The organism is Methylotenera sp. L2L1, assembly GCF_000744605.1.
GTDB lineage: Bacteria > Pseudomonadota > Gammaproteobacteria > Burkholderiales > Methylophilaceae > Methylotenera.
Genome location: NZ_JQMG01000001.1, coordinates 1,365,228 through 1,377,936 on the forward strand (window position 1 = coordinate 1,365,228; position 12,709 = coordinate 1,377,936).

Here is a 12,709-nt window from a genome sequence, read left to right on the forward strand (position 1 = left end):
AATTAAATAATGGTTTAACTCTATGCTGCTACTAAACGGCCATGGTTGTAATCATCAACTGCCTGATTGATTTCTTCCCAGGTATTCATGACAAAGGGGCCGTGGCCGACCACAGGTTCATTTAGCGGTGCCCCATTTAATAACAATAAAACTGTGTCTTGCTGTGCTTCCAGTACCAGTTCTGTGCCTTCGCGCTGCATCACCGCAAGCTCGGATGGCTGGATAATGTGTACATCGCCAGTGCTGATTGCACCATGCAGCACAAATAAGGCAGTGGTATGACCATCTGGCAAATTGAATGTGGTTGTACTGCCTGCATTCAATCTGACATCCCACACATTCATGCTGCTGAAGGTATGTGCCGGGCCTTTTTGTCCTGCAAATTCACCTGCAATCACGCGCACTTTGCCTGCATCCCCAGCTAGCTTAACTTCTGGAATTTGCGCACTGGTAATGCCTTGATAGCCAGGTGCTGTCATCTTGTGTTTAGCTGGCAGATTGACCCATAGTTGAATCATCTCGAAAGGGCCACCATTGCGAGCGTAATCGTCACCATGGTACTCCTCATGAATAATGCCGGAACCTGCTGTCATCCATTGCACGTCACCGGCGCCAATAGTGCCGCCAGAATTTGTAGAGTCATGATGTGACACCTGACCTTCGTAGACGATGGTCACTGTTTCAAAACCACGGTGTGGATGTTTACCTACACCGCGACGTTGCTCGGTTGGTTCGAAACTGGTTGGTGCTGCGTAGTCCATGAGCAAGAATGGAGACATCTCTTCATGAATGTCACGATAAGAAAAAATGCTTTGTACAGGAAAGCCATCACCTACCCAGTGATTGCCATTGCTGCGTTTGATAAATGCTAGTTTTTTCATGGTGTGTTCCTTATTAATTCATGACTGCGTTACGATGGTTCTCACTATAAACACATGACAAATGATGTACTAGATGGTTAAATGTGAAATTACTTTTCACTTTATTGAATAATCATGGATTTCAACGAAGCAGCTGTGTTTGTAAAAGTTGTGCAGGCTGGTAGTTTTAGTGCTGCGGCTAGACAACTTGGTTTGCCAACCTCGACAGTAAGTACCCGTATCTCTAGGTTAGAGAGGCGTCTAGGTATTACCCTGTTACAGCGTACAACTAGGCGACTCAGTCTTACTGAATCGGGGACGGTTTATTATCATCATGCCTCTCAAGGGCTAGGATATTTGCTAGAGGCTGAGGCCGCTATTGATGAGGCTCGCAAGCAACCTCAGGGTAAGCTAAAAGTCACCGCCCCAGCGGATCTTGGTGATAGCTTACTCGCAAATCTGGTACAGCGAGCGCAACAGGAATACCCTGCGCTAGAGGTAGAGCTGTTACTAACTGATCGTTATATCGATTTAGTGGCAGAAGGTATAGATGTTGCCATCCGCACAGGTGATTTGCGTGACTCCAGCCTAGTAGCGAAGTCATTAGGAACGATACATTGGGCAATATTCGCAAGCCGTGATTATTTAGAGAAGTCAGCGCCATTAGAAGTGCCTCAGGATTTACACGCGCACCATTGCTTGCAATTTACCCCAATGGGGCGTGACGTCTGGAACTTATGGAATGGACAAAGCAATATAATGATTCCGCTACAGGCAAGAACAATGGCTAACAGCATTGGTGTGGTGAAGTCTATGGCAGAAAATGGACAGGGGGTGGCGCTATTGCCAACCTTCACCTGCCAACAGGGGCTCACTAGCGGAGCCTTGTTGCGACTCTTGCCAGATTGGCAAGGTAAGGCAGACCCAGTTCATCTGGTATACCCAAAACAGCGCTTTATGCCGCCTAAGCTGCGCGCATTTTTAGATCTTGCGCAGGCCGAACTAAGACCTAAGTTTGTTGATTAACTAGTATTTAGCAAAAAGTTCTAGTAAAGCTGCTAAATTAATAGAAAGTAAACAGTTGAAAATCAGTGGATACTTTTGAAGGCGGGGATGGTAGGTTTGCAATCTGTTTTAGCGCTGACTGGTTTGATTATACTTTGCAGGTACGCTGGCCGATAACGCTAGCCAGCAAAAAGAATTAGTATTTGTTTATTGGATGCTAGAAAGACAAAAGGCCTACAGCAATTAAACTGTAAGCCTTTTGTCTTATTTGGTGCGCCCGAAGAGATTCGAACTCCTGACCCCTTGGTTCGTAGTTTTGATCTTAAATAATATGTTTATATAAATCAACAAGTTGCATTTTATCGTCTGTAGCAAAAGTCACGATAAAGCATAGTAAAGCATCTTGGAATCACGCAAATGTCACGCAAGAATTAAGTAGGTGCGAATATGCTGAATGTTTACGAAAACAGGTGCTCATGTGTAGTTCGTATATTATGTTTATGCATATTAATAAAATCAAAACCCCAGACTAAAAGTCTGGGGTTTATTACCCGTACGATACGGGATTAACATAAGTTCCTTAAAAAGATGTAATTAAATACACTCTATTTCTACCCGTCTCCAGACGGTTTAATCTATTTGGAACTTAGAAATATTATAAGGATTTTTTTCAAATAATTCAAGATTATTGTTTAACTAACATAATGATTCTATTGATAAATCTAGAGTATATTTAATTACTTTTTTACAGCAATATTTACTTTTAAATGTGTAAAAAATATTATTGATGGGTGATCATTATGAAATTAAACTTTCAACTAGATAGTCACAGTGGGTATTAATGACTTCGGTAATCGTTTCAATGATTGGTTGTTTCGTTTCTTGTTTAATGCGTTCAGATAACTCAGGCAGCGCCTTCTTGACCTTGCTGACTAAAATATTTGCTATTTTCTGTAATGCTACAAATGAAATGTCGCAATCATTTGCAAACTGCTTCCATTCAAGTCTTGTAATCAAGGAGAACTGATTTTCCCCACCAATTGATTGCGCTAGCTCGAAATAGTCATATGCGCGACCGCATACCAAATCATAGAATGGTGCCACTTTCATACCTTGCTCGACCAGGATGTTATTTTTTTCATCAAGCTGATGGTGATTGATCAGAAATGAAATGTTTTTCGCATGTGCGTCACTATTTCCGATAATGTAGTTAAAAAGTAGCCACAAAAGAATTTGTTGTTGAGCTATAGCTGGTACTTTGCATATATTGGATAATTGCAACAGATCTTTTATTGTCGCACCCTGAGGGCCATCTCTATACTCCTGTTGATATTTAAGATTAGGGGGTAAGTTTAACGCCTGGCAACCATCAATTTGATGGCTTCTAATGAGTTGACCTTCCCAAGTCCAGACTCTGTCATAGCGCTTTATTAAAAAAATTGGCGTTGGTAAATTTCTGAAACTAGTATCAGGTACGTTTAATCCAATTCGACTCGCTAGTTGCATGCAAAAATATTCATTGGCAGCAATGTTAGGATGTGGGCCGTCAACATTATCAGGTTTTAAAATATGAGATGTAGGTGCGGAACTTACTGGTAGATATAACTTGTCATTTTTATCAATATATATGCCTAACTTGTTTTGCACCCCTGCAAGTGACATTCTCGGGATCATATTCCACATCATTACTGGTGTGTTATTTACATTTGCCTCTTCAATTCGGGTATCTAGTTCGTGCTCGCTGATTTCCTGATAATCATATTCTATTGTGAACCGATTATTAGCTTCCGTGATAGTTTCTTCTGGCAGGGTTAGGATTAGTGCTCCAGCACAATCTTTTCCTATCTTGCTCAGTATTCCGAATACATTGTATTTGCTTACTTGATAAACTTGTGACATCCCTTCCAGAATATTTCCTTCAGGCAATAGATTACTAAAGAAATTACGTACTGATGCCCCGCTTGATAATGTACTCAATGGTAGGTGCGGAGAGAATGCATAGCCGCTTGTATTCCATACATCAGTGTAAGTTAGGCTAAAAGTGTTATTTTCTTCACTCAATGTGGCTGCGAAGATATCATCAACCCAAATATTCAGTGAATTCATATTTATTCCTGCACGAATATTTTAAGCCCAAGCATATTGGCAACTTGAATTGCCTTGCCTAGGTGAGCGCTAGATTTCCCTGTTTCAAGAGCTTGTAAGAATGGCACGCTAACACCACATAATGGTGCAGCTAAATCCATTGTAAGTCGCATCTCTTTGCGTCTTTTTCGAATTGCTTGACCTAGAGTGTGAGTAGAATCAATTTCAAATAATTTGGAGTTCATATTTTTCATTTACGCATTTTCAGATGCTGGTTTTATTTGTGGCGGAATAAATTAAATATATACGTTCGAATAATAATAGGTGCTTCTAAAGAAAAGTACAATAAATATATTCGTTCGTATATATTTGTATGGAGTTTATAATGATGGTAATAAAATATATTCGAACAGATAATAAAATATATGTTTATGCTCTAGGCGATTTTCAATTAAGTATGTAAGCAGAGAATAAAGTTTGATTAATTATTATCGCGACCATTGCGGAAAAAGGTTTCTGGATATTCATATGATGCGTTATATATAAATTTTATTGCATCGAATTTTAGTCAATCTTTATCTTGAATGTATAGCTTGAAGGTTAGATAGCGAAAGGTCCTTCACTGAAAGGAAATGTAAGGTGAAGGCTATCAGAGATAACAGACTAAGCCAATTGGTTGTCAGTCTGCAATGCGGGACAAAGCGGCCGTTCAGTTGAGTTCTTCTGACTTCAGCAATCGGCCCATTGCAGTCATACCAAAAACAAAGCTGGTCAGCAGCAATGGAGGACAAAGCTTTCATTCACTTAAAGTTTTAATATTTCTACAATTGGCTTAAAGCTTATCTTCATAAAAATTTACAGAATTTTATATAACCAAAGAATCTCATACTCATGAGAAACATAGCAGATTTTGAATTTTCAGTTATTAAAAATTTATCATTCGTCGTCATCAAACAAATTCATATTAGATTCTTAGCATAGTAAAACGGATTTTTATATTTCAGTTAGACGACTGGTCTAATCTATGCAATAATGCGCTTATGGGTAACAAACTTCCAACCACAAAATCTAGTGATACACGTCAGCAAATTTTAGACACAGCCAAGGATATCATCCTAGGCAAGGGCTTTGCTGCTGTCGGCCTCAACGAAATACTCTCTGCTGCAGGGGTGCCTAAGGGGTCGTTCTATCACTATTTCAAATCCAAAGAGCAGTTTGGCGACGCATTGCTGGAAAATTACTTTGACGATTATTTGCAGATGTTAGAACACTTACTCAAAGATGACGGCAGTTCAAATTCCAGCCGACTGCTCAAGTTTTTTCAATCATGGTTGGACACCCAATCTAGCGACGCCACAACAGATAAATGCTTAATTGTTAAATTGAGCGCAGAAGTGACCGATCTCTCCGAAGCTATGCGTATTACGTTAAAAAACGGTACTGATCGTGTCATCGCGTGTCTTACCAACTGCTTGCAAGAAGGCATTCGTAAAGGTGAGTTTCCTGCCAACCTGGATGTAAATGCTGTCACGGCAGAAATCTATTATATGTGGGTTGGTGCAACACTTTTGACCAAGGTCAGTCGCACACGCGCTGCCTTGGAATGCGCCATGAGTGCTACGAAAATAAGACTTGGACTTAACTAAGCTGGCTTTTTTATTTGGCACAACACTAGCCGACTGGTCTAATAATTTTAATGTTTAAGGAGTTTTTATGCTGAATTTTGATTTTTATAATCCGACACGTATCGCTTTCGGTAAAGGCAAGGTCGCTGAAATCGACAAGTTAGTGCCACCTGAGGCTCGCGTTTTGATTATTTACGGCGGTAACAGTGCCAAGAAGAATGGAACACTTGATGAAGTGCAGGCTGCTCTGGGTAACCGCGTATTTGAGATGTTTGGTGGCGTTGAGCCAAATCCAACCTATGAAACCATGATGAAAGCTGTGGCACAGGTCAAGACCAACAAGCTCGATTTCCTTCTGGCAGTTGGTGGTGGCTCCGTGATTGACGGCACCAAATTTGTCGCAGCTGCGGTGTATACCGAGGGTGACCCATGGGAAATTTTGCTCCAGCACGGTGCAAATGTTAAAAAAGCCATGCCTTATGGCACGGTGCTGACCTTGCCTGCTACAGGCTCTGAAATGAACGACGGCTCAGTGGTCTCACGCATTGAAACCTCATCCGGTTTGCAGGATAAACTCTATTTCACCAGTGAACATGTGTTTCCAAAGTTCTCCGTACTCGACCCAAGCAAGAGTTTCACCCTACCTCCGCGCCAGTTGGCTAATGGCGTGGTGGACGCATACACCCATATCATGGAGCAATACCTGACCTACCCCGTTGGCGCCCGCGTGCAGGACCGCTTTGCGGAAGGGTTGTTGCAGACGCTGATTGAAGTTGGACCTAAAGTTCTTCAAAACCCAGAAGATTACGAATTGCAAGCCAATTTCATGTGGGTGGCCACGCTAGCCTTAAATGGCTTGATCGGCTCTGGTGTGCCAAGCGATTGGGCGACGCACATGATTGGCCACGAAATCACCGCACTGCATGGTTTGGATCACGCACAAACGCTAGCTATCATTTTACCGAGCATGCTCAGCCTGCGTCGCGATGCCAAGCGTGCCAAGCTACTGCAATATGCCGAACGCGTTTGGCATATCAGTGAAGGTACGGAAGATGCGCGTATTGAAGCGGCCATTCAGAATACCCGATCATTTTTTGAGAGCCTAAATGTACCAACGCGATTATCTGCCTATGACATTAGCGCAGATGCCATTCCTGCCATGCTGTCACAGCTGGAAAGTCATGGCATGGTCGAGCTCGGTGAACACAAGGATGTGACGCTGGATAAGAGCAGGGAGGTGCTGGAAGCAAGTATTTAGATTATTAAAGCGGATAAAGTGTGACAGCACATATCCAAAACCTTCGTGTTATTTTTATTAGGAGTGATCATGAACAAGAAATTAGCCCTGTATGTACGTTTGAATGCAAAGCCAGGAAAGGAAGCGGCACTGGAAGCATTTCTGAAATCCGCACTGCCGCTGGTGGAAAACGAGCCGGAAACCGCTACCTGGTACGCACTCAAATTTGGCCCTGCCACTTTTGGCATTTTTGACACCTTCAGCGACGAGCATGGCCGTCAGGAGCATCTTAGCGGCAAGATCGCCGAGGCGCTGATGGCGAATGCCACAGATTTGCTGGCCGAGATGCCAATAATCGAAACTGTAGATTTACTGGCGGTCAAGGGTCAGACTTAAAACAGTTTTGGCTAAGTATATAGCTCTTCCCCTTACTATTTCTAGCCTACACTGGCACATCATTACCCTCCCTTTTTTTAGATGTGCCAGTATTTTTTTATAATGGAACAGAATGTTTACCCCTAATCCAAATCAATCACCGACAGCCAACCGTGGATGGCAGCGTGTGTTCCAGCGCGGAAAACTGACCTTGGGTATCATGTTCCCTATCGAGGCCTTTGAGCGCGATCAGCCAACCATGCACAACCAAGTAGTGCTTGCGCAGTTTGCTGAAAAATCCGGTTTTGCCAGCCTAGCCTTCCGTGATGTGCCGCTTAAAGACCCGAATTTTGGCGATGTCGGCCAGATATTCGACCCGTGGGCTTATCTCGGATATATGGCCGCGCAAACCTCAGAAATCGCATTGTTAACGGCGTCCATCATTCTGCCATTACGTCACCCGATTCATATTGCCAAAGCCGCCGCCAGCATAGACCGTCTATCCAATGGCCGATTGTTAATGGGTGTTGCAACTGGTGACAGAGTGGTGGAGTTTCCGGCCTTTAATGTAGATTTTGAGTCGCGCGGTGCGATGTTTCGAGAAGAAATCGAGTTGCTCAAGATTTATTGGTCAGAGTACTTTCCGCAAGTCAGTAGCAGCTTCGGCCATCTGCAAGCTGCCGATGTGATCCCCAAGCCAGTCGCTTCACATGTACCCTTGCTTGTTACTGGCCACAGCCAGCAGGATTTGGGTTGGATAGCGCGCAACGCCGACGGCTGGATAAGCTACCCTCGCAATATTGAGGCACAGGCGCAAGTGGTGCAGCGCTGGCGAGATTCAGTGGAGGCAGAACTACCAGGACAGTACAAACCATTTACACAGTCTTATTTTATTGATCTTGCCGACAGCCCGAATGAAGCAGCAACGCCTATTCATTTAGGTCACCGACTCGGCAGGAATGCCTTGCTGATGCATCTGCGTGCTAGCAAACGCATTGGTGTAGATCACCTCATTTTCAATGTCAAATATGGCAAACGTGCAGCTGACGAAGTGCTGCAGGAACTGGCAGAGTTCGTGCTGCCAGAATTTATGTGACATATAAGCGCAGGCGAGGATGCCTGCGCCACTAAAACAGGAGACACCATGAAAGCCGTTGCATTAACCAGATATTTACCTATCAGCGATCCTGAATCACTGATGGATGTCGAATTACCGAGACCCGTGACAATCGGTCGCGATCTTTTGGTGAAGATCCACGCCATTGCAGTCAACCCTGTCGATACCAAGGTGCGTAAGCCTAAAGACAAGTTGGAAATAACACCCAAGGTTCTAGGTTGGGATGCCGCTGGTGAGGTGGTCGAAGCCGGACCAGACTGCACGCTGTTCAAGCCTGGCGACAAAGTATATTACGCTGGCGACATTACGCGCTCAGGCTGTAATGCCGAATACCAGCTCGTAGATGAGCGTATCGTCGGCCACATGCCACAGAGTTTGAGTTTCGACCAGGCAGCCGCTTTGCCGCTGACTGCGCTGACCGCATGGGAGGCACTATTCGACCGGCTGGGCATTGCACTTGATATAACGCAAAACCGTAATAAGAGCTTGCTTATCATAGGCGGCGCTGGCGGGGTGGGTTCTATTGCAATCCAACTCGCGAATAAGTTGGCGGGATTGACCGTGGTAGCCACGGCATCGCGCCCAGAGACCGTAACATGGGTGCAGGAATTGGGCGCACAGCACGTCATCAATCATCAGCATGACCTGGTGACGCAAATGCGCGAAATCGGCATTCCCCAGCCTGATTATATTTTCTGTTGCAACGATACCGATGGCTATTTTGTTGTCATGGCCGAGCTCATCAAGCCGCAAGGCCGCATCTGCTCGATTGTGGAAACCGCACAGCCGGTAGACCTTAACTTGCTAAAGAACAAAAGCGCGACTTTCGTCTGGGAGTTGATGTACACCCGATCTATGTACCAGACGGAGGACATGATTGAGCAGCACCATATCTTGGATCGTATCGCACGATTAGTAGATGAGGAAGTACTTGCATCTACGCTCAACGAAACACTGTCTCCTATCAACGCTGCCAACTTGCGTAGGGCGCACGCGCATCTCGAAGCCGGTAGCACCATAGGTAAGATCGTATTGAGCGGCTGGGCTTGATTTCCACACTATTTTTTACATCATCAGGAGATAAAAATGTCACGTATCGTCAGATTCTACCAAACCGGTGGGCCAGAAGTATTACAGATAGCAGATGAACAAGTCGCCGCACCAGGCAGGGATGAAGTGCAGATCAAGGTGCAAGCCATCGGTCTCAATCGTGCAGAAGTCATGTTCCGCAATGGTCAGTATTTGGAAGCACCGATACTGCCAGCGAGGCTGGGCTATGAAGCGGCAGGCATAGTCAAAGCAGTGGGAGGTAACGTGACTGAGTTCAAGATAGGTGATGCGGTCAGCACAATCCCAGCGTTCTCTCAGAATCAGTATGGTGTTTATGGTGAGTTGGCGAATGTGCCTGCATTTGCCGCGGTAAAGCATCCACCATCACTTTCCTGGTCAGAAGCAGCCTCCATCTGGATGCAATATATGACTGCCTATGGCGCATTGGTGGAGTTTGCCGATACCAAAGTCGGTGAGTTTGTGCTGATTCCGGCGGCATCAAGCAGCGTGGGTGTGGCAGCTATAGAGATTGCCAATCTGCTGGGTGCTATTCCCGTTGCTTTGACGCGCACCAGCAGCAAGCGCGAGGCTTTGCTCAAGGCCGGTGCCAAGCATGTGATTGCGACGGAAGAACAAGACCTGGTGACCGAAGTGAACCGCATTACCAATAATAAAGGTGCACGCGTGGTGTTAGATCCGGTTGGCGGGCCGACCATCAGCAAACTGGCAGAAGCGACAGCCCAAAGCGGCATTATTTTCCAGTATGGCGCGCTAAGTACAGAGCCGACGCCATTGCCGCTGTTCCCCGTGCTCGCCAAGCAATTAACCATACGCGGGTATACCCTATTTGAAATCAGCACTCATCCTGAACGCATGGCACGCGCCAAAGCCTTCATTGTGCAAGGGTTGACTGAAGGCAAGCTGAAACCGCTGGTGGCCAAAACCTATCCGCTAGCGCAGATTGTCGAAGCACACCGCTATATGGAATCCAACCAGCAGATCGGCAAAATTGTGGTGACAGTTTAGCACTATTAGCAACTGCATAGGCGCTTTGCAGTCGGTTGGGCAGTCAAGTTTGAGTGCCGAAATGAAGCCTCCACGATGAAAGTATACAAACATAGAATCTGGGGGCGTTAATGGTGGATTTTGTTTAGCAAGCTCACCCTAACCCTTTAGCGGGACGCCTGACGGTGCTCATGCATTTAACTAATGAAGGTCAGTTAAGGGACGATTAGAGTCGGTTATTCTAACAGCTCATATAATTCTAAAGAGAAAGTCAGCTTAATCCTGTCTACTTTCAGTTTAAGGATATTAGGAGTATTTGAACTGCTATTTTAACTTTATTCCGGGATGGGGTTTTATGAAGGTCGAAAATGGATTCCGCGATGACATTCTGACTGTATCAGCAATCTTAATTCTACTTTTTATTTATGAGCATATATGACCCATAGCTGAACTTCATATATATATATTCAAAACAACTCTTCACATTTATGCATTTAAATGTGAAAATGTATGCAACTTAAATTAAAGAGGCATATATGAACGTATCGTCATTATTTGAAAAAGTCCAATTAGGCGACTTGTTTTTACCCAATCGAATTGTATTACCGCCACTAACTCGCTGCCGTAGCTCTCAACCGGGAAATGTGCCAAATGAATTAATGGCAAGTTACTATAAACAACGCTCTACTGCAGGTTTTATGGTTACAGAAGGTACACAGATTGAAACACGTGGGCAAGGCTACGCTTGGACACCAGGCATACACTCAGAGGAGCAAATAGAAGGTTGGAAGAAAGTAACGAACGCTGTACACGAAAGTGGTGGAATTATTTTTTGCCAACTTTGGCATGTTGGCCGAGTATCCCATTGCGAGTTACAACCAAACGGAGATGCACCAGTAGCACCATCAGCCATTCAAGCTAAGTCTGTAAAGGTATTCATCGAGACTGGACCTGGCGAAGGTGCTTTGGTTGAACCAAGCATGCCTCGTGAACTGACAACCGAAGAAGTTAAAGAATTGGTTAAGGTATATCGTCAAGCTGCTAAAAACGCAAAGTTGGCTGGATTTGACGGTGTTGAGCTTCATTCCGCTAACGGTTATTTGCTAAACCAATTCATTTCTGAGCACACGAATCACAGAACGGACGAATACGGTGGCTCGCTAACCAATAGACTTCGCTTTTTAAGAGAGGTTACTGAAGCTGTTATCGACGTGTTTGGGCGTAATCGAGTAGGTGTAAGATTCGCTCCACTGTTTACCACCACTACAGAAGACCGCGTTTATCTTGGCCTAGTAGAAAGTAACCCTCATGAAACCTACATTCGTGCTGCTGAAATGTTGAATGATCTTGGTATTGCATACATATCGATCGCAGAGGCAGATTGGGACAACAGCCCAGACTTGCCTGAAACATTTAGACGTGATTTACGTAAAACATTTGAGGGTGCGATAATTTATGCAGGTCGTTATACCGTAGAGAAGGCACTGACAGTAAATTCAAAAGGCTACGGTGATTTATATGCATTTGGTAAACCATTTATAGCAAACCCCGATTTACCGTATCGAATTCTAAAAGGATTATCGTTTAATCAAGTGCATAATCATACTCTTTATGGTGGTGGTGAAGCAGGATACATTGATTATCCATTCAGCACATAATGATCAACTTTAATAGTGGGCTTTCCCACTGGCAATAAGGTGAGAGTAAGATGGATTTAAATGAAGCATTAAAAATGCTAGCTAACCCTACAAGACGTGCAATATTGGCTTGGTTAGCTAATCCTAATGAGGCGTTTAAGGACTACACACAACTTTACCCATACGAGATGTATGGGGTGTGTGCAAGCTTGATTCAGGACAAGGTTGGGCTATCGCAACCTGCCACATCATTATGTTTGAAAGCGTTGCAAGATGCGAACTTGGTCGAATCAACTAAGGTTGGTAAATGGACATACTACAAACGTAACTCGACGGTGGTAGAGCAAGTTCTAGCTACCTTACGTGAAGTATTAAGTGAATAGTGAGGTTGTTATGTCTAGCGGAACTCTAATCAATCAAATAGACCAAATTAGCTCAAATTTGAATGACTGCTATGGGCCGATTACAGTCTGTTAGCTTCTTTAGTTGACCGTCCGCTTTGCGGATTTAGTTGTCATAGGTTTTAATGAGACAAACCCTACTTCATAGTGTCTACCGTATCTTGGCCGATCCAGCATCAATTATCTTAAATTTATCAATGTATTTGAAGACTCAAGATTAAGTTTGAATGCTTGTAAACGACTTTAATGGAAATTCGACAAAGATATTTTTGTTGAAGGATGAAGTTGTAAACGACTTTAATGTCGAAGAAC

12 protein-coding genes are annotated in these 12,709 nt (G+C 44.1%); 9 read left to right on the forward strand and 3 right to left on the reverse strand.

Annotated features, from left to right (window positions below; all coding sequences use genetic code 11):
• Nucleotides 1-20: 20 nt before the first annotated feature.
• On the reverse strand, nt 21-881 hold the full coding sequence (locus FG24_RS06535; protein WP_036302114.1) for a pirin family protein: 861 nt from the start codon (nt 879-881) through the stop codon (nt 21-23).
• Nucleotides 882-995: 114 nt separating this feature from the next.
• On the opposite strand from FG24_RS06535, the gene FG24_RS06540 reads away from it, so the two are divergent.
• Entirely contained in the window at nt 996-1,886 is an 891-nt protein-coding gene (locus FG24_RS06540; protein WP_036302116.1) for a LysR family transcriptional regulator, read from the forward strand.
• A gap of 777 nt (nt 1,887-2,663) precedes the next feature.
• Here FG24_RS06540 and FG24_RS06545 read toward each other — a convergent pair.
• Nucleotides 2,664-3,971: a HipA domain-containing protein gene (locus FG24_RS06545; RefSeq protein ID WP_036302118.1), complete on the reverse strand. Its 1,308-nt coding sequence runs from the start codon at nt 3,969-3,971 to the stop codon at nt 2,664-2,666.
• A gap of 2 nt (nt 3,972-3,973) precedes the next feature.
• Nucleotides 3,974-4,204 (reverse strand): helix-turn-helix domain-containing protein, encoded by a 231-nt coding sequence (locus FG24_RS06550; RefSeq protein WP_051901453.1) that lies wholly within the window; start codon nt 4,202-4,204, stop codon nt 3,974-3,976.
• A gap of 786 nt (nt 4,205-4,990) precedes the next feature.
• Between FG24_RS06550 and FG24_RS06555 the strand changes: the two genes are divergently transcribed.
• From FG24_RS06555 to FG24_RS06590, 8 genes are all read left to right on the forward strand, one after another.
• Nucleotides 4,991-5,596: a TetR/AcrR family transcriptional regulator gene (locus tag FG24_RS06555; RefSeq protein ID WP_036302120.1), complete on the forward strand. Its 606-nt coding sequence runs from the start codon at nt 4,991-4,993 to the stop codon at nt 5,594-5,596.
• Between the two features lie 67 nt (nt 5,597-5,663).
• Nucleotides 5,664-6,833: an iron-containing alcohol dehydrogenase gene (locus FG24_RS06560; RefSeq protein WP_036302123.1), complete on the forward strand. Its 1,170-nt coding sequence runs from the start codon at nt 5,664-5,666 to the stop codon at nt 6,831-6,833.
• A gap of 69 nt (nt 6,834-6,902) precedes the next feature.
• Nucleotides 6,903-7,208 carry a putative quinol monooxygenase gene (locus tag FG24_RS06565; RefSeq protein ID WP_036302125.1) on the forward strand — a complete coding sequence of 102 codons (306 nt, stop codon included), beginning with the start codon at nt 6,903-6,905 and terminating at the stop codon, nt 7,206-7,208.
• 112 nt (nt 7,209-7,320) lie between these two features.
• A complete protein-coding gene (locus tag FG24_RS06570) occupies nt 7,321-8,283 on the forward strand; it encodes an LLM class oxidoreductase (protein ID WP_019896705.1) in 963 nt (320 codons plus the stop codon).
• A 48-nt stretch (nt 8,284-8,331) separates the two neighbouring features.
• Nucleotides 8,332-9,354 (forward strand): zinc-binding alcohol dehydrogenase family protein, encoded by a 1,023-nt coding sequence (locus tag FG24_RS06575; RefSeq protein WP_036302126.1) that lies wholly within the window; start codon nt 8,332-8,334, stop codon nt 9,352-9,354.
• A 36-nt stretch (nt 9,355-9,390) separates the two neighbouring features.
• Entirely contained in the window at nt 9,391-10,380 is a 990-nt protein-coding gene (locus FG24_RS06580) for a zinc-dependent alcohol dehydrogenase family protein (protein ID WP_019896707.1), read from the forward strand.
• 515 nt (nt 10,381-10,895) lie between these two features.
• Complete coding sequence (locus tag FG24_RS06585; protein ID WP_036302128.1) at nt 10,896-12,017, forward strand: alkene reductase; 1,122 nt, start codon at nt 10,896-10,898, stop codon at nt 12,015-12,017.
• A 50-nt stretch (nt 12,018-12,067) separates the two neighbouring features.
• Nucleotides 12,068-12,379: an ArsR/SmtB family transcription factor gene (locus FG24_RS06590; RefSeq protein WP_019896709.1), complete on the forward strand. Its 312-nt coding sequence runs from the start codon at nt 12,068-12,070 to the stop codon at nt 12,377-12,379.
• Nucleotides 12,380-12,709 lie beyond the last annotated feature (330 nt).